The 17778-nt window shown below is 74.9% G+C and carries 15 protein-coding genes; 6 read left to right on the forward strand and 9 right to left on the reverse strand.

Annotation, left to right across the window (positions count from 1 at the left end; genetic code table 11):
* Positions 1-32: 32 nt before the first annotated feature.
* Genes ACFO4E_RS22255 through ACFO4E_RS22265 form a run of 3 tightly spaced genes read right to left on the reverse strand, consistent with a single transcriptional unit; the run spans position 33 to position 2882 of the window.
* Complete coding sequence (locus ACFO4E_RS22255; RefSeq protein ID WP_378577843.1) at positions 33-920, reverse strand: carbohydrate ABC transporter permease; 888 nt, start codon at positions 918-920, stop codon at positions 33-35.
* Positions 917-1864: a carbohydrate ABC transporter permease gene (locus ACFO4E_RS22260; protein ID WP_378577845.1), complete on the reverse strand. Its 948-nt coding sequence runs from the start codon at positions 1862-1864 to the stop codon at positions 917-919. The genes ACFO4E_RS22255 and ACFO4E_RS22260 overlap by 4 nt, the downstream gene beginning before the upstream one ends.
* Positions 1833-2882, reverse strand: a complete 1050-nt coding sequence (locus tag ACFO4E_RS22265) for a LacI family DNA-binding transcriptional regulator (RefSeq protein ID WP_378577847.1) — start codon at positions 2880-2882, stop codon at positions 1833-1835. The genes ACFO4E_RS22260 and ACFO4E_RS22265 overlap by 32 nt, the downstream gene beginning before the upstream one ends.
* A gap of 292 nt (positions 2883-3174) precedes the next feature.
* Between ACFO4E_RS22265 and ACFO4E_RS22270 the strand changes: the two genes are divergently transcribed.
* From ACFO4E_RS22270 to ACFO4E_RS22285, 4 genes are all read left to right on the forward strand, one after another.
* Complete coding sequence (locus ACFO4E_RS22270; RefSeq protein WP_378577849.1) at positions 3175-4323, forward strand: Gfo/Idh/MocA family protein; 1149 nt, start codon at positions 3175-3177, stop codon at positions 4321-4323.
* Between the two features lie 460 nt (positions 4324-4783).
* Positions 4784-5680 (forward strand): DUF6807 domain-containing protein, encoded by an 897-nt coding sequence (locus ACFO4E_RS22275; RefSeq protein WP_378577850.1) that lies wholly within the window; start codon positions 4784-4786, stop codon positions 5678-5680.
* Positions 5681-5777: 97 nt separating this feature from the next.
* The gene (locus ACFO4E_RS22280; RefSeq protein ID WP_378577852.1) at positions 5778-6674 is read left to right on the forward strand and encodes an NAD-dependent epimerase/dehydratase family protein; all 897 of its coding nucleotides are present in this window, start codon (positions 5778-5780) and stop codon (positions 6672-6674) included.
* Positions 6675-6845: 171 nt separating this feature from the next.
* Positions 6846-7883 (forward strand): LacI family DNA-binding transcriptional regulator, encoded by a 1038-nt coding sequence (locus ACFO4E_RS22285; RefSeq protein ID WP_378577854.1) that lies wholly within the window; start codon positions 6846-6848, stop codon positions 7881-7883.
* Between the two features lie 241 nt (positions 7884-8124).
* Here the strand turns inward: ACFO4E_RS22285 and ACFO4E_RS22290 are convergent, their stop codons facing one another.
* Entirely contained in the window at positions 8125-9111 is a 987-nt protein-coding gene (locus ACFO4E_RS22290; RefSeq protein WP_378577856.1) for an aminoglycoside phosphotransferase family protein, read from the reverse strand.
* 306 nt (positions 9112-9417) lie between these two features.
* Positions 9418-10560, reverse strand: a complete 1143-nt coding sequence (locus ACFO4E_RS22295; RefSeq protein ID WP_378577858.1) for a mandelate racemase/muconate lactonizing enzyme family protein — start codon at positions 10558-10560, stop codon at positions 9418-9420.
* A 255-nt stretch (positions 10561-10815) separates the two neighbouring features.
* Between ACFO4E_RS22295 and ACFO4E_RS22300 the strand changes: the two genes are divergently transcribed.
* On the forward strand, positions 10816-11976 hold the full coding sequence (locus ACFO4E_RS22300) for an RNA-guided endonuclease InsQ/TnpB family protein (protein WP_378577860.1): 1161 nt from the start codon (positions 10816-10818) through the stop codon (positions 11974-11976).
* Between the two features lie 96 nt (positions 11977-12072).
* Here the strand turns inward: ACFO4E_RS22300 and ACFO4E_RS22305 are convergent, their stop codons facing one another.
* The 4 genes from ACFO4E_RS22305 to ACFO4E_RS22320 form a co-directional block, all read right to left on the reverse strand.
* Complete coding sequence (locus ACFO4E_RS22305; protein ID WP_378577862.1) at positions 12073-12981, reverse strand: sugar phosphate isomerase/epimerase family protein; 909 nt, start codon at positions 12979-12981, stop codon at positions 12073-12075.
* A complete protein-coding gene (locus ACFO4E_RS22310; RefSeq protein ID WP_378577864.1) occupies positions 12978-14156 on the reverse strand; it encodes a dihydrodipicolinate synthase family protein in 1179 nt (392 codons plus the stop codon). Before ACFO4E_RS22310 ends, ACFO4E_RS22305 begins: the two co-directional genes overlap by 4 nt.
* Positions 14153-15307 (reverse strand): Gfo/Idh/MocA family protein, encoded by a 1155-nt coding sequence (locus ACFO4E_RS22315; RefSeq protein ID WP_378577869.1) that lies wholly within the window; start codon positions 15305-15307, stop codon positions 14153-14155. The genes ACFO4E_RS22310 and ACFO4E_RS22315 overlap by 4 nt, the downstream gene beginning before the upstream one ends.
* Positions 15308-15549: 242 nt before the next feature.
* Positions 15550-16065 (reverse strand): Rv3235 family protein, encoded by a 516-nt coding sequence (locus ACFO4E_RS22320; protein WP_378577871.1) that lies wholly within the window; start codon positions 16063-16065, stop codon positions 15550-15552.
* Positions 16066-16960: 895 nt separating this feature from the next.
* Here ACFO4E_RS22320 and ACFO4E_RS22325 point away from each other — a divergent pair.
* On the forward strand, positions 16961-17770 hold the full coding sequence (locus tag ACFO4E_RS22325) for a glycerophosphodiester phosphodiesterase (RefSeq protein ID WP_378577873.1): 810 nt from the start codon (positions 16961-16963) through the stop codon (positions 17768-17770).
* Positions 17771-17778: the final 8 nt, after the last annotated feature.

The following is a 17778-nucleotide window of genomic DNA, read 5'->3' on the forward strand; positions in this document are numbered from 1 at the left end:
GGTGGCGGATCCGCGTGAACCGATTCGGCGGGTCATCCCTTCACCGCGCCGGAGACCATGCCGCCCTTGAGGCGGCGCTGGATGAACGTGAAGAACACCAGGCTCGGGATGGTCGCCAGCAGCGACGCCGCGGCCAGGGGCCCGAGCCGGACCACGCCTTCGGGACCGGTGAAGCGCACCAGGGCGAGCGGGAGCGTCTGCACCTGCGGGTCCTTGAGCAGGATGAGGGCGAACAGGAACTCGTTCCAGGACGAGATGAACCCGAACATCAGTGCGGCCACGACGCCGGGGGCCAGCAGCGGGGCCACGACGCTGGCGACGGTGCGCCACCGCCCGGCGCCGTCGACCGCCGCGGCCTCCTCCAGTACCGGCGGCACCCCGCGGACATAGCCCTGGAGCATCCACAGCACGAAGGGCAGGCAGAACGTGACGTGCACGACGACGAGGCCGGCCAGCGTGTTCACCAGGCCCATCGTGCGCAGGATCATGAAGACCGGGATGATGATGAGGATGAACGGGAAGACCTGGCTGACCAGGACCCAGCCCAGCGCCACCCGGTTGAGCCGGGAGCGGAACCGCGCCAGGGCGTAGGCGGCGGGCAGCGCGATCAGCACCACCAGCACCGACGAGGCGAGCGCGACCACCAGGCTGCGCTGCGCCGCGCCCACGAGGTCCTGTTCGCCGAACGCCGCGGCGAAGTTGGCGAGCGTGGGGTCCAGCGGGATCCAGGTGGGGTCCAGCCGCGCCATCTCGCGCGACGTCTTCAGCGCGGTCGACGCCAGCCACACCAGCGGGAAGCCGAGGAACACCAGGTAGCCCGCCAGCGCGAGGTACTGCAGCGCGCGGCCCGTGGCGCGCCGGCCCCGACTGCCGGCCCAGGTGGCGCGGGTGGCGCGGGGTGCGCGAGTGCCCCCGGTCATCGCATCTCCTTCAGTTGGCGGCGCAGGTAGAGCGCGAGCACCGCGAGGACGACGGCGACGATGGCGACCCCCATGGCCGCGGCGTAGCCGAAGAAGCCGTAGCGGAACGCCTCCTCGTAGGCGTAGAGCATCGGCAGCCGGGTGCGGCCGCCCGGGCCGCCCTGGGTGAGCACCCACACCAGGGCGAACTCGTTCATGTTCCACACGAAGTTCAGCGAGGTGATGGTCACGATCACCGGGCGCAGCTGGGGCAGGGTGACGGTGCGGAAGCGCCGCCACGCTCCCGCACCGTCGACCTCGGCCGCCTCGCGCAGTTCGCGCGGCACGCTCTGGAGCCCGGCCAGCAGCACGATGGTGGTCTGCGGCATCCCGGTCCACACGCCGACGACGATGATCGCGGGCAGGGCCACGGAGAAGTCGTTGAGCCAGTCGATGTCGCCCGAGATCAGCCCGAGGTCGCGCAGGGTGGCGTTGAGGATCCCGGCGTCGGGGTGGTAGACCAGCCGCCACATCAGCCCGACGATGACCGGCGGCATCGCCCACGGCACCATCGCCAGGGTGCGGGCCAGCCAGCGCAGCCGCAGGTCCTGGTCGAGCAGGAGCGCCAGGCCCATGCCGGCGGCGAGCTGGAGGGCCGTGACGCTGACCGCCCACACCAGGCCGATCTGGAAGGACGCCCAGAAGTCGCCGTCGGCGAGCAGCTCCGCGAAGTTCTCCAGGCCCACGAAGCCCACGTCGACGTTGCGGCCGGAGCGCGCATCGGTGAAGGCCAGGTAGACCCCGTAGACCAGGGGCGCGACGCTGAACAGCACGACCGGCACCAGCGCCGGGAGCATGAGCCCCAGGACCGAGTGGTCGGTCCGGGCCGCGCGGGCCCGGCGCGGGGGCGCGCCGGGTGCGGGCGGGGTGGGCTCAGCCAGCGGCGGAGCCGTCGTCGACGACATGCGCACCTCCCGTTGACGCGCGCACGACCAGGCGCGGTTCGACAGTGACGGCCCGCGGCGCGGAGAGGTCCGCGTCGGCGCCGAGCCGGTCCAGCAGCAGCCGGGCGGCGAGGGCGCCGCGCTCGGCGGACCCCAGTGAGACGCTGGTCAGGGGCGGCCAGGACACCGCCGCCAGGTCGGTGTCGTCCATCCCGACCACCGCGACGTCGCCGGGCACGTCCAGGCCGCGGGAGCGCAGGGCGTCGAGCGCGCCGAGGGCGATGAGGTCGTTGGCGCACAGCAGGGCGTCGGGCATCGGGGCGGGCCCGTCGGCCATCCGGTGCACGGCCCGGGCCCCGGTCTCGCGGTCGAAGCGGCCCTCGTGGACCGTGCCGTCGGCGACGGCGAGCCCGGCTCGGGCGGTGCCGGCGCGGAACGCCTCGGACCGGGCGTGGCCGGGGACGGTGTCGGCCGGGCCGTTGATGAAGCCGATCCGGCGCCGGCCCAGTCCGGTCAGGTGGCGCAGGGCCATGTCGACGCCGCGCCGGGAGTCGGTGCGGACGTTGTCGGCCAGGCCGTCGTCGGGCAGCGAGCCGATGACGACGACGGGCGCCTCGACCGCGCGCAGCTCGGCGAGGTGTTCCCGGGTGACCCGGATGGGGACGATGATCAGGCCGTCGGCGTAGCGCTGGCCGAGGCCGCGCAGCACCTCGATCTCCTCCGCGGCGTCGGCGCCGGTGGAATGCAGGACCAGCCGGTAGCCGGCCGCCTTCAGCAGCGGCTGGATCTCGCGCAGCATGGCGAGGTAGACGGGGTTGCCGATGTCCTCGACGGCGAACGCGATCTGGTGGGTGCGGGCGGACTTCAGCGACCGGGCGACGGCGTTGGGGACGTAGCCCAGGCGGTCGGCGGCGTCGAGGACGCGGCGCTCGGTCTCGGCGCGGACCGGCAGGCCGTTGAGCACACGCGAGACGGACGCGATCGACACGCCCGCCGCTTGGGCGATCGTGGTGATCGTCGGGCTGCTGTGCGCGGCCATCCCATCCTCCCTGTACTGCGTGGACACGAACTGTAAACGTTTACAGCACCTCGCGGTGTGAATTCCTGTAAACGTTTACGGCGAATAGGACCCATTGGAACACCCGGGGTGTGACGCACGTCAAGTCGCGTTACACACTCGTTGCCGAACCCGGCGCCCCGGCGGCCGGCCGGGACCCGGCCCGTTGACACCGATCCGAGCGCGCATCTACATTTGGCAAGCGCTTTCCGAAGGCCGGGCGCACCGCTACCGGTCCAGGTGGCGGGCCCGGAGCAGGAAGGGAATGTCCACGATGAGCGAGGAACCGCTGCCGGTCGTGGTGGCCGGGGTGCACGGGCACGGCCGCACCCACCTGGCCAACGTGCGCAGGCTCGCGGCGGACGGACTGGTGCGCTTGGCGGGCGTCTGCGACAGCACCCCGCTGCCCCCCGACGCGCTGCGCGCCGACGGCGACGTCCGGCAGGATTCCGACCTCGGCGCCCTGCTGCGCCGGGCTCCGGCCGCCGTGACGATCCTGGCCACCCCCATCCACACCCACCTGCCCCTGGCGCGCACCGCCCTCGAACACGGCTCGCACCTGCTCCTGGAGAAGCCGCCCACGGCGACCCTCGCGGAGTTCCGCGCGCTCAGCAGCGCCGTGGAGACGGCCGGGGCGGCCTGCCAGATCGGCTTCCAGAGCCTGGGATCGTCCGCGGTCGACGCCGTCCGCGACCTCATCGCCTCCGGCGCGATCGGGGAGGTGACCGGGATCGGCGGGGCGTGCACCTGGATCCGCACATCGGCCTACTACGACCGCGCCTCCTGGGCCGGGCGGCGCCGGCTCGACGGCCGCGACGTGGTCGACGGCGCGCTCACCAACCCCTTCGCGCACACCGTGGCCACCGCCCTCGCCGTGGCCGGCGCGGACCGCGCGGCGGCGGACGGCATCGAACTCGAACTGTTCCACGCCCACGACATCGAGAGCGACGACACGTCCTGCGTCCGGCTGCGCGCCCCCGACGGCACCCCCATCTGCATCGCGGCGACCCTCTGCGCGCCCCGCCACCGCCTCCCGCGGCTGATCGTCCACGGCGGCGCCGGCCGGATCACCCTGTTCTACACGCGCGACGAAGTCCGCCTGGAGCGCCCCGGCACGGCCGCGGAGGTCACCACGCACCCGCGCACCGACCTGCTGGAGAACCTGGTCGCCCACCTGCGCGACGGCGCCCCGCTGCTGGTGCCCCCCGGCCGGACCGAGGGGTTCATGTCGGTGCTGGAGGCGGTCCGGCGCGCGCCGGCCCCGCGCCCCGTCCCCGAGGCGGAGCAGACCGTGAGCACCGAGGACGACGGCGTACACCGGGTGATCACGGGCATCGAGGAGCTCGTCGAGGAATGCGCGGAGCGCATCACCCTGTTCTCCGAGGCCGGCGCCCCGTGGGCGACCGCGGGAGCCGCCCGGTGACCCGCGGTCACGCGCACACGCCGGTCCGGCCGCGCAAAGAGAGGGCCGCGCGATCAGGCGACCGCCCCCCGCACCGGGGTCTCGGCGGAGGACGCCGCCGGCACCCGGGCCTTGCCCCGTGGGACCGGAGGCGCGGCACCGCGCGCCGCCCCGACAGCGCGCGTACCGCACCGGGAACGGCCGTCGCGGTGATCGGCGGCAGCCCCGAGGCCGCCCGGCCGGGTGCCGGCCGGCGTGATCCTGCGCCGGGCGGTCGCACCCGGTCGGGGCGGCAGGCGCGTGCGCGGCCGTCGCACCTCGGGCGCCGCGGCCCGCCGTCCCCGCGGTGGGCCCCCGCACCAACGCGGCGCCGTCCGCCACCCGCCCATCGCCCGCCGCTCGCTCGCGGGCGGCCCGCACCACCGACCTCCCTGTTCCGCTTCCCCGGCCACCGCCGGGCCCGCCCCCGCAAGGAGCCCCCGTGTCCGACCCCCGCAGCATCGCGCTCACCTGCCGGGGCGCGGTCGTCGCCGAGTACGACAGCGGCGCGGATGTGGATCCCGTCCTGTCGCCCCGGCCGCACCTGCACCCGGTACGCACCCTCACCGGGACCGTGGTCACCGAGACCCACCCCGAGGACCACCGGCACCACCTGGGTGTGGGCGTCGCCGTGGCCGACGTCGCCGGGGTGAGCTTCTGGGGCGGGACCACGTTCGTGCGCGACCGCGGCCCGGTGCTGCTGGCCAACCACGGGCGCCAGGAGCACCGGGGGTGGCCGCGCGCCGACCCCTCCGCCCGCACCGAGGAGCTGGCGTGGGTGGGCACCGACGGGTCGGAGCTGATCAGCGAGGTGCGCGACACCACGGCGCACGACCTGGGCGAGGGGGTGTGGGCCCTGGACCTGCGCACGCGGCTGAGCAACAGCAGCGGGCGGCGGCTGCGCCTGCACAGCCCGGCCACCAAGGGCCGGCCCGGCGCCGGGTACGGCGGCTTCTTCTGGCGCGCGCCGATCGCCGCCGAGGCGCCGCGCTGCATCGGGCCCGCGGCGGAGGGCGAGAAGGCGCTGCACGGCTCCCGCTCCCCCTGGCTCGCGCTCAGCGGCCGGTCCACCGCCGGAGCGCCGTGGACGCTGGTGTTCGTTGCGGCCGGCGAGGTGCGCGACCCCTGGTTCCTGCGCGCCGGCCAGTACCCCGGTGTCGGGGCGTCCCTGGCGTGGAGCCACCCGCTGGAGGTCGGCCCGGGCGGGGTGATCGACCGCCGGGTGGTCACCGTCGTGGCCGACGGCCACCCCGGTCCCGACGCCCTGGCGTCCCTCGCCGCCGCCGCTCTCGCCCGCACCGGGCCGGAGGCGGCGGACGCCCCCGGCGCGGGCGGGTGACCCGCCCGCGGACGACCGCACCGGGCGCGCCTCGCCGCCCGGGATCCGACCCCACCCGACCGATCACGCGATCACCGAAGCAGACAGGACCATCACCATGCGCACCCTCGTCACCGGCGGATCCGGCCGGCTCGGCCGCAGTGTCGTCGCGGAGCTGGCGGCCCGCGGCCACGAGGTCACCTCCGTCGACGTCGCCCCGGGGGCGGCCGCCCCGGGGGTGACGCCGCGCACCGCCGACCTGCTGGACGAGGCGGCGCGCGAGGAGGTGTTCGCCGAGGCGCGCCCGGAGGCGGTGATCCACCTGGCCGGTATCGCGGTGCCCTTCGGCCGCCCCGACACCGAGATCCTCTCGATCAACACGCGGCTGGCGTGGGCCGTGCTGTCGGCGGCGGTCGCCCACGGCGCGCGGTCGGCCGTCGCGGCGTCGAGCCCCACGGTGTTCGGCTACGGCCCCGAGGACTGGTCCCCCCGTTACCTGCCCCTGGACGAGGAGCATCCGGTCGCCCCGTGGCACTCCTACGGGCTGAGCAAGGTCGTCATCGAGGAGACGGTGCGCACCCTGGCGCGCGCCGGCAGCGGCGGCTGCACCCTGGCCTGCGTGCGTCCGGGCTACGTCCTCGCGCCCGAGGAGTGGGCGGGCGCGCGGACCCAGCAGGGGCACACCGTCGCCGAACGGCTGGCCGACCCCGGCCTGGCCGCGGGCTCGCTCTTCAACTACGTCGACGCCCGCGACGCTGCCGAGCTGTTCGCGCTGATCGCCGAGCACCCCGACCGGGTGGCCAACGGGCAGGTGCTGCACGCGATCGCCGAGGACGCGCTCGCCGAGCGCCCGCTGGCCGAGCTGCTGCCCCGCTACCACCCCGGGACGGCCGGCTCCGCCCCCGCGCTGACGGGCACGCGGCCGGCGTTCTCCTCCGGCGCCGCGGAACGCGCGCTGGGGTGGCGGCCCACCCGGAACTGGCGCGCCGAGCTGGGGCGCACCGACGCGCCCTGACCCGGCCGGCCGCGGGTCCAGGTCCGATACCCGGCGGGGCATCCGGCCGGACCCGGACCGGCGTGTCCGGCATCACGGCTGGTGATGGGGGTATGACGGTCGATCGCCACCCGGGGCGGTCCTATGATCGAGGGTTGGAAAGAGTTTTCCCGGACCGTGCGGAGGGACGCCGTGACTGGCGGATACGTGACACTGGAACAGGTCGCCCGGCACGCCGGGGTGTCGCTGGCGACCGCGTCGCGGGTGCTCAACGGCAGCACCCGGCAGGTCGGCGAGAAGCTGCGCGAGCGCGTCACCACCAGCGCCCATGAGCTCGGCTACCTCGCCAACGCGTCGGCGCAGACCCTGGCGCGCAACACCAGCTCCCTGGTGGGGCTGATCGTGCACGACATCGCCGACCCCTACTTCTCCAGCATCGCGTCGGGGGTGACCCGCGCGGCGGAGGACGAGGGGCTGATCGTGATCCTGGGGACCACCGCGCGCACGCCGCAGCGGGAGCTGGAACTGCTGGCGACGCTGCGATCGCACCGGGCGCGCGCGGTGGTGCTGGCGGGCAGCCGCACCGTCGACGAGGAGAGCACGCGGCGGCTGGCCGATGAGATCACGCTGTTCGCCGGGCGCGGCGGGCGGGTCGCCTGCGTCTCCCAGGAGGGGCTTCCGGCCGACACCGTGGTCCCCGACAACCGCAACGGAGCCGCGGAACTGGCGCGGCGGCTCATCGAGCAGGGGCACCGGCGGTTCGCCATCCTCGCCGGCCCCACGGACCTGCGCACGGCGCGCGACCGGCTCGACGGGTTCCACGCGGCCCTGGCGGGGGCGGGGATCGAACTGGCGCCGCACAACGTCGTCCACGGCGCGTTCACCCGTGACGGCGGGTACGCGTCCACGCGCCGGCTGCTGGCCGAGGGCACCGACGCCACCTGCCTGTTCGCGGTCAACGACGTGATGGCCACGGGGGCGATGGCGGCGCTGCACGACTCCGGGCTCCAGGTGCCGCGCGACCTCTCCGTCGCGGGTTTCGACGACATCCCCACGCTGCGCGACCTCACCCCCGCGCTCACCACCGTGCGGCTCCCGCTGGAGTGGATGGGCGAGGAGGCCGCCCGCCTGGCGCTCGAGGAGGAACCGCCCGAGCGGCCGCGCACGGTGCCGGTGGCCGGCGAGGTCGTGATGCGCGAGAGCACGGCCCCGCCCTCCTCCCGGGACTGAGCACCCGCCCCTCGGGCAGAGGCGGAGCGCTCCCTCGGGCGGGGGCGCTCCGCCTCTGCCCGAGGGAGCGATTCGGGCTCCGATCGGCCCGCCCGCCACCGCGATCACGGCCGGCACTGACGGACGCCGACGGACGGCATCCATCCGATCCGCAGGCGCGGACCCGCCAAAAGCGACACGGGGAACTCGGCGACGCCACCCGGCGCGCAGGCGAACCCCGGCGGTAGACGCTACGCGCGCTTCACAGGGAGCCGAGATGGTCCGCCAGGCGGGTCAACGCCTCCACCTCGCCGGGGAGGCGCCGGACGCGGTCGGCGATCTCGCCGTCGAGGCGGGCGGTGTCCATCCAGTCCGCGGGCGCGAGCTCGCCGAGGGAGACGCGGACGAGCTCGGTGACGTGGCCCAGCGTGCGGGCGGCCGTGCTCAAGAACCGGTCCGCGCCGAGGTCCACCGGCCCGCCGCCGGCCTCGCGGTAGCCCCGCAGGATCGCGGCCACGCGCCGGGGGTCGCTGCCGCCGAAGGCCAGCGCGGCCCGGCCGGCCTCCATGGTGGCGCTGTCGTAACAGACGCTCTCCCAGTCGATGAGGACCGGCCCGGCCGGGCCGATGAGTACGTTGTAGGGCTCGAAGTCCCCGTGGGTGGCCACCCGGTCGTCCGCGCACGCCCAGGCCGCCGTAAGCCGTTCCGACAGCCCGAGCACCGTGTCCATCCGCTCGTCGAGCGGACCCGCCCAGGAGCGGTCCAGGTCGGTCGCCGCGGCGATCCACCTCCGCCAGGACGCCTCGGGATACACCCCGTACCGGTCCCACGCCGAGCCGAGGTCGGCTTCCGTGCGCGGCAGCCGGTGCAGGGTCGCGAGTGTGTGCGCGACCCAGTCCCCGATGTCGTCGGCGGGGCCGGGGGCGCGGTGGTCGATCCACTCGTAGACCCGGAAGACGCCCTGTTCGCCGACGCGGGCGGCGCAGCCGAACTCCGGCCGGCCGGGGTGGATCGGGCGGGCGGTCGCGATGGAGGTGGTGGTGCGGACACGGCGCTCGAAGTCCATCATCGCGGCCGCGTGGCACCGCCACCGCGGATCCTCACCCGACCAGAGGCGTTTGACCAGGTAGGAACCTGACGGAGTGGTGAACTTCCACCGGGCGGAGCCGGGCCGGCCCACGGCGACGGGCGGCTCGGTCAGCGGGCCGAGGCCGAACGCCTCCGTGATCGGTGCGGCGTCGACGTGCATGTCGGTCCCTTCGGGCGGCTCCGGTGCCGTGGCCGCCGCGGAGTGCGGCGACGCACTACGACACGCGCGAGGCCGTCACCGCACGGGTCCGCCCGGCACCGGCCAGGATAACCGCGCGGCCCCGTCCCGGGCGGGACGTGCGTGCCGTGCCGACCGGATTCGCCGCGGGGCGACCGCGACGCAGGTCGCCCGGTCCCCCGACCGGGCGCCGAGCCCGCGCTGCGGGGGGCGCGCCGGCCGTCCGCGCGGACGGCCGGTGCGCCCGTGACGAGGCGGGTGACGTGTCGGCGGGCGGCGGGCGCGGGGTCAGGCGAACTCCAGGCCGTGTCCGGGGCCGGTGTCGGCGGTGGCCCAGCCGCCGTCGATCCGCACGCCGCTGGGCCGGGTGAGCGCGCCCAGGCCGGCGAAGGACGCGCGGTCGATGTCCTCCACCATCGAGACCATGGGCACGCACAGGGCGAGCTGGGTGGACAGCTCCGGCAGCAGGTGGGGGGCGACCGGGACGCTGTGCTGGGCGGCCAGGTCGGCCACCCGCAGGAACGGGGTGATCCCGCCGACCCGCACGGCGTTGGGCTGGGCGATGTCGCACGCCCCGGCCTCCAGGGCGGCGCGGAACCCGCCCACGGTGCGCAGGTTCTCCCCGATCGCGAAGGGGATGGCCGTGGTGCGGCGCAGCCGCACGTGGGCGTCGATGTCGCCGGCGGGCAGCGGCTCCTCGATCCAGTAGGGGGAGAACTCCGCGAGCGCGTCCAAGGCGCGGATCGCCGCCGGCAGGTCCCACCGCTGGTTGGCGTCGAGCATGAGCCGGCGCGACGGCCCGATGAGCCGCCGGACCGCCGCCACGCGCCGCACGTCGCGCGCGAGGTCGGCGGAGCCCACTTTGATCTTGACGGCGTCGTGGCCGGCGTCGAGCCAGCCGCCGACCTGCTCCAGCAGGTCGTCCTGCCCGTAGTCGAGGTTGACGCCGCTCCCGTAGGCGGGCACCCGGCCGCGCCGGCGGCCGATGCGCTCGACCAGCGGGGTGCCGGTGTCGCGTGCCGCGAGGTCCCACAGGGCGATGTCGACTGCTGCCGCCGCCATGGCCGCCAGGCCCCCCGCGCCGGCCTCGCTCAGGTGGGCGGCGAGGTCGTCCCAGCGCGGCCCGGGGTCGGGCGTGCGTCCCAGGAGTGCAACGGGGCAGTCGTCCAGCAGGAGCGCCCGCACCGCGCGGGCGCCCACGCGCGGCGTCCACGCGAAGCCGGTCCCCGTCCGGCCGTCGCCGGTGGTGATGCGGGTGACCACGATGTCGTTGTGGGCCACTCCCCCGTCCCAGGAGCGGTGCAGGCGCAGTCGGCGGACCTCGGCCTCCACGCGGGCGATCGTCCCGGTGCCGGGGCGGGGGTGGGGTGGGGCGGGATCGGCGGCGGCCGGGCCGGTGCCCGGCGCGGCGGGGCCGGTGGCGTGCGCCATGGCGGATCAGCCCTCCTTGACCGCGGTGAGGCCGGCGCCGATGTGCCGGTCCAGGGCGTCCTCGTTCAGCCGCCCCGCGGCGTCGAACGGTGCGACCGGGAAGAAGAGGATTCCATCGAAACGCATGGCAGATCCTTACAGTCGTGGGTGGGGGGGCCGGGCCCCGGATCGATCTGGAAGGGTCCAGCGTGGGTCCTGATGGACCGGGCTTCGGTTCGCACAAAAATTACACAGGGCAATGCTACGATCACGCGCATGAAAGTGGTGGTGCAGGTGAAGCTCATGCCGGATGCCGTGCAGGCGTCGGCGCTTGAGCGCACCCTGCCCGCGGCCAACGCGGCCGCGAACCGGGTCGCGGTGGTGGCCTTCGAGCACTTCGGGCTCAAGAGCCGTGAGGCCCCGCTGCGGAAGCTGTGCTATGGCGAGCTCAAGGCCTGCGGGTTCGGGGCACAGGCGGCACAGCACATCGTCAAGCGCGTGCGAGATGCCTACGCGACGCTGCGTGGGAACATCCGCAACGGCCGCCTGGGCCCCGAGGGCTCCAAGCGCCGCCGCACGGCGGAGTCCAAGCCCGTCGTCTTCCGGCCGGATGCGGCGCACACCTATGACGACCGGTGCCTGTCCTGGAACTACGACGCCCAGACGGTGAGCATCTGGCCCCTGGACGGGCGGGTCAAGAACCTCCGTTTCGCCTGCTCCGCCTACGCTCTCAAACAGCTCACCCAATACCGCAAGGGCGAATCCGATCTCCTGTTGCGCGACGGGAAGTGGTTCCTGGTCGCCACCTGCGACCTCCCCGAAGCCCCGCGGTCGGAGCCGAACGGCTGGATCGGCGTCGACCGGGGCATCGTCAACCTGGCCACCACCTCCGACGGCGACAACCACCAGGGCCGCCGCCTGCTCAGGTACCGACGCTGGCAGGCTCGTAAACGCGCCGAGCTCCAGGCCAGGCGAACCCGCTCGGCCAGACAGTTGCTCAAGAAGCGCGCCCGCCGCGAGCGGCGGCACGCCTCGCACATCAACCACCGGGTCTCCAAGCAGGTCGTCGCCGTCGCGGCACGCACCGGGCGCGGGATCGCCGTCGAAGAACTCCGCGGCATCCGCGAACGGGTCACGGTTCCTCGCGACCAGCGGGCACGCCTGTCCTCCTGGCCCTTCCACCAGCTCGGCACCTTCATCGCCTACAAGGCACGCCGCTCCGGCGTGCCGTTCATCGAGGTGGACCCCGCCTACACCTCGCAGCGCTGTGTGCGCTGCGGCCACACCGGGCGGGCCAACCGGCCCGACCGGGACACCTTCCGCTGTCGTCGGTGCGGCCTCGCTGGGCCGGCCGACCACGTCGCCGGGGTCAACGTCGCCAGACGCGCGGCCACGGCGTGGGTATTCGTCAACATGCCCGACCCGGCCCCGGCATAGCCGGGACCGGTGGATGTGACCCGTGACCGTCCCGTCGTAGAGGGCAGTCGGGAGCATAAGCGGTGCCGTAGTGATCCGAGTCAACAACTCGATCCCTTACGACGGCGTAGTTGACACGACGTACTGGACGTGCCGGCGGGCCAGGGTCGCGATGACCTCGTGGCCGTCGGCGTTCCAGATGTCGGCGTTGAAGATCTCGACCTCGATGTCGCCGGTGTAGCCGGCGGCGTCGGTCACGCGCCGCAGCCGGCCCACGTCGGCGTGGCCGTCGCCGACCATGCCGCGGCCCAGGAGCTGGTCCTCGGGCAGTGGAAGCACCCAGTCGCACGCCTGGAAGGAGGCGATGCGCTCGCCCGCCCGCGCGATCTGCTCCTCGACCCGCGGGTCCCACCACACGTGGTAGGCGTCCACGACGACCCCGACCTCGGACACGGGGAAGCGCTCGGCGATACCGAGCGCCTGGTCCAGGGTGGACAGCACCGCACGGTCGGCGCAGAAGATCGGGTGCAGCGGTTCCAGGGCGAGCCGCACCCCCCGCTCCCCCGCGTAGGGCGCGAGCTCGGCGATGCCCTCGGCGACGCGCTCGCGCGCGCCTGCGAGGTCGCGGTCGCCGGCGGGCAGCCCGCCCACCACCATGACCAGGCACGGCGCACCGAGCTCGGCCGCTTCGTCGATCGCGCGGCGGTTGTCGTCGAGCGCGCCGGCGCGGTCGGGGCCGGTGAGGAAGCCGCCCCGGCAGTAGCTGGAGACGCGCAGACCGGAGTCGCGGACCGCCCGCGCGGCCTCGGCGAGCCCCGCCTCGGCCACGGGTTCGCGCCACAGCCCGATCGCGGGCAGCCCGGCGCGCAGGCAGCCCTCGATCGCCTGGGCGACGCTCCAGTACTTGACGGTGGCCTGGTTGAGCGAGAGCCGTGCCAGCCGGGGGTCGCCCGGCTCCGGGGTCGCCACGGCGGCGGGGACGCCCGAGGGCACGTCGCGCACCTCCGTGCCGGCGGCGGGGGTCACGGCCGCACCCCCGCCGCGTCGAGGAGCAGGCGCATGCGCGCCACGGCGGTGGCGGGGTCGGTGAGGACCCCGGCGGAGTCGGCCAGCCGGAACGCCTCGGCCAGGTGGGGCAGGTCGCGGGCGCTCTGGAGGCCGCCGACCATCGTGAACCCCGGCTGGTGCCCGTTGAGCCAGGCGAGGAAGGCGATGCCGGTCTTGTAGTAGTAGGTGGGCGCGGCGAAGATGTGCCGGGCCAGCGGGACGGTGGGGGCGAACAGCTCCCGGTAGCGGGCGGTGTCGCCGGAGTCGAGCGCGTGCAGCGCCGCCGAGGCGGCCGGGGCGATGGCGGCGAACACGCCCAGCAGGGCGTCGGAGTGCCCGTTGTCGTCGCCGAGGATGAGGGCGGGGTAGTCGAAATCGTCGCCGGTGTAGAGCCGGACCCCCGGCGGGAGCAGGTCGCGCAGCCGGACCTCCAGCGCGGCGTCGAGCAGGGACACCTTGATGCCGTCGATCCGGCCGGCGTGCTCGCGGATCAGGGCGGCGACATCGGGGATGGCGTCGCCCGGGTCGTCGTGGCCCCAGTATCCGGCCAGCGCGGGGTCGAAGGCGGTCCCGAGCCAGTGCAGGACGACGGGTCCGCGCACCTGTTCCAGGAGCCGGCCGTAGACCTTGGCGTAGTCCTCGGGGCCGCGCGCGCAGGCGGCGAGCGCCCGGCTGGCCATGACGACCGGTGTGGCGCCGGCGTCCTCGACCACGGCGAGCTGCTCGGCATAGGCCGTGATAACGCTTTCCAAGGTGGCCGGTCCGGCATCGGCGCCCAGGTGGTCGGTCCCGGCACCGCACACCAGCGCGGCGCCGCGGCCGGCGGCCTCGGCGCCCGAGCGGCGGATCAGCTCGGCGGTGGCCGCCCAGTCCAGGCCCATGCCCCGCTGGGCGGTGTCCATGGCATCGGCGACGCCCAGGCCGAGGTCCCACAGGTGGTGCCGGAAGGCCAGCGTGGACGCCCAGTCCAGGCGGGCGGGGGCGCCCGCCCCGTTGCCCGCCAAGGGGTCGGCCACGACGTGCGCGGCGGCGTAGGCGGTCCGGGAGCGCGGCGGCGCCACGCGGCCGGAGGGGCCGGTGGCGGCGCGCTCCGCCAGGGTGTACTCGGTGAGGGTGCCGCCCGCCCCGGGGAGCGCGATGGTCAGGTCGCTCATGCCAGCTCGGCCTCCTCGATCTCCACCCGGCGCCCCGAGCGCGACGAGCGCAGCCCGGCCTCGGCCATTTGCAGCCCGCGGGCGCCGGAGAGCAGGTCGTAGGGGAACGGCGTGTCGGCGTGGACGTGGGAGAGGAACAGCTCCCACTGGGCGCGGAAGCCGTTGGCGAAGTCGGCGTTGTCGGGGACGCGGTCCCATTGGCTGCGGTAGTCGCCGGCGACGGCGGTGTCGGGGTCCCAGACCGCCTTGGGGGTCACCGCGCGGTGCTGTATCCGGCATTCGCGCAGCCCGGCGACCGCGCTGCCCTCGGTACCGTCGACCTGGAACTCCACGAGTTCGTCGCGGTCGACCCGGACGCACCACGAGGAGTTGATCTGGGCGACGACGCCGCCGTCGAGCTCGATGACGGCGTAGGCGGCGTCGTCGGCGGTGGCGTCGTAGGACGCCCCCTGCTCGTCGCGCCGCTCGGGGATGTGGGTGACGGCGTGCGCCGTCACGGCGCGCACCGGCCCGAAGATGTGCTCCAGGATGTAGTGCCAGTGGGGGAACATGTCCAGGACGATGCCGCCGCCGTCTTCGGACCGGTAGTTCCAGCTCGGGCGCTGCGCCTCCTGCCAGTCGCCCTCGAAGACCCAGTAGCCGAACTCGCCGCGGATGGACAGCACGCGGCCGAAGAACCCGCTTTCGACGAGCCGGCGCAGCTTGAGCATGCCGGGCAGGAACAGCTTGTCCTGGACGACCCCGTTCTTCACCCCGGCGGCGCGCGCGAGCTTGGCGAGCTCCAGCGCCGCGCCGAGCGTGGTGGCCGCCGGCTTCTCGGTGTAGATGTGCTTGCCGGCGGCGATCGCTGAACGGACCGCGTCCTCGCGCGCGCTGGTGATCTGCGCGTCGAAGTACACCTCGATGGAATCATCGGACAGGACGGAGTCGAGGTCGGTGCTCCACCGCTCGATCCCGTGCCGGTCGGCGATCTCGCGCACCTTGCGCTCGGACCGGCCCACCAGGACGGGTTCGGGGACGACCCGTGTCCCGTCGGGCATGACCACGCCGCCGGCCTCCCTGATCGCAAGCACCGACCTGGTCAAATGCTGCCGATACCCCATGCGGCCGGTGACGCCGTTCATGGCGACTCCCAGCACCCGCTCGTGCATACGTCCTACCCCTCTGTTTGAGAAAGCGCTTTCCACGGTACTTTAACCCGCCTTCCAGCGCCAGAGACGCCGAGCTCCCGGTCCGCGCGGCTCTCGGCCGCGGGGCGGGCCGCCCCGGCCGGGAACGGAAAGCCGTTCCCGGCCGGGGCGGCGGTCCCCCGCTCAACCGGGCGGCGCCCTCAGGGCCCGCCCGTGCTCTCCGCTCGTCCTGCGCCGCGCCGTGAAGGCGGCGGCCCGCGGTGTCACCGGCCGCGCCCGATGTCGGTCTCGACGTGCGTGCACAGCCACGCGTGCTGGGCGTAGGCGATCCGCAGCGCCAGCGCGCGGCACCGGGTGCCGCAGTCGACGACGGCGCTGACCTCGGTCACCCCGGGATGCTCGGCGCGCAGCAGGGTCCGCAGGACGCGCGGCCGGTGGCCCGACGCGTATCCGCCGGCGCGGTGCAGGAGCAGGGCATATGCCTGCCGGGAGAACAGGTGGCGCATCTGCGCCGGCGCCCGCTCTCCCGCCAGCACCTCGGCGATGAACTGGGCGAAATGCGAGAGCTGGCGGGCCCGCGGATCGCGTGGGCAGGCACGCTGCGGGGACGCCGGCACCGAGCGGCGGAGGCCGCCGTGGGAGGAGACGGCGCGGGCGCCGGCGCCGGAGGGGGACGCGGCGCGGGAGCCGGGGATGGGGCGGCCGGGACCGGGAGGCGCGAGCCGGCGGTGCGGATGCGGCGGGGCGGAGGACGAGGAGGTCGAGGGGGTCTGGACCATGCAGGGGTATCCCTTCGCGACGCGGACCGCGCGGTCGCTCCCGGAGCCGCGGCCCCGGGAGCACCGGCGCGGAACCGGTGATCGGCGGCGGGCGGTGCGCCCGTCACCCACACAGAGCCGCGGCGGCCCGGAGAACGCCACCTGGAATACCGGGTTTCTCCTCGGAGCCCCCGCTTTCCCCGCCCCCGCCGCCCGTCCTGCACCGGCACCCCGCAGTTCCCGCCCTCACCCTGACCCGCCCGGGTGCGCACAGCGCGGTTCACGGCCCCGCCGCGCCGGCGCGGTCCACCGCATCCCGGCGCGGTCGCCGCAAGGTGACCGCGCCCGTCACACCCCCTCAGGTCCACGCGGCGGCACCCCCGAGTCAGGGGCCCCGATCCCAGCGGAGCGCCCGCGATGAACCCGCAGCCGACGACGCGCTCACGCCCGCCCTCCGGACCGGGCGACACACCCGCACCGGAAAGCGGCGGAGGGGGCCGACACGGGCACGGCAGAGGTGACCGCCTACCTCACCACCGCCGGATCAGCGCGACAGCGCCCCGGAATCAGGCTCCCGATCGCCCGCACGCCACCCACGCGAGCCCGCTGATGGCGACCGCCCGGCTTCCACCCGCCTTCCCGAACCGCCGCACACGGCCGCACCGGCAGGCTGTGGAAGGAGCCGGCTCGGTCGTCTCCGAGGTGGCCCCGTCCGTCACGGCTCCTCGCGTCCGCGCGGCGGCGTTCCAATGTCTTGCGTCTCGTGCCCGGATACCCCGCGAGGACCCGCCGATGGCCGCGCCGCCGGGCTCCCACCACCGTGGCCGACGGGCCGCACACGCCCGCGCCGGCGGTCGGTGGAAGGGGCCGGGGGCGGCGGTCGTGGGCGGGGCCGCGGTTGGGCATACTGCTGCGTGTGAGGCACAGGTATCTCGACCTCCCCGCGCCGATAGGGCTCGCCCATCGCGGCGGGTGGCCGGCCGGCGGCGACGGCCGGCCGGTCACCGGGCTGGAGAACACCGCTGCCGCCTTCGCGTACGCCGTCGGCCTGGGCTACCGGTACCTGGAGACCGACGTCCACGCCACGCGCGACGGAGCGCTGCTGGCGTTCCACGACCCCACGCTCGACCGCGCGACCGACCGCACCGGCGCGATCGCCGACCTGCCCCTCTCCGAGGTGCGCCGCGCACGCGTCGGCGGCAGCGAGCCCGTGCCGCTGCTCGAAGACCTGCTCGGCTCGTGGCCCGAGGCGCGCTTCAACATCGACCTCAAAGCCGACGGCGCCGTGGACCCCCTCGTCGCGGTGGTGCGCCGGACCAACGCCTGGGACCGGGTGTGCGTGGGCTCCTTCGACCAGCGCCGGCTCGACCGCGCGCGGCGCGCCTTCGGCCGCCCCGTGGCGACCTCGTGCGGGCCGGCCGATGTGGCCCGGCTGCGGCTGGCCTCGATGTCGCCCCTCCTGCGGGCCCTCGCGCGCGCCGGCACGGCCTGCGCGCAGATCCCCCTCCGGATCGGCCGCGGGTTCCCGCTGCTCACCCGGGACCTCATCGCGACCGCGCACCGCCTGGGCCTCCACGTGCACGTGTGGACGGTCAACGACCCCGGGCTCATGCGGCGCCTGCTCGACGCCGGGGTCGACGGGATCGTCAGCGACGACGTCATGGCGTTGCGCGATGTGCTGCGCGAGCGCGGCGCCTGGCACAATACCGGGCACACCGCCGCGTGAGACAGGAT

Source organism: Nocardiopsis mangrovi (assembly GCF_042653925.1).
In the GTDB taxonomy this organism is placed as follows: domain Bacteria; phylum Actinomycetota; class Actinomycetes; order Streptosporangiales; family Streptosporangiaceae; genus Nocardiopsis_B; species Nocardiopsis_B mangrovi.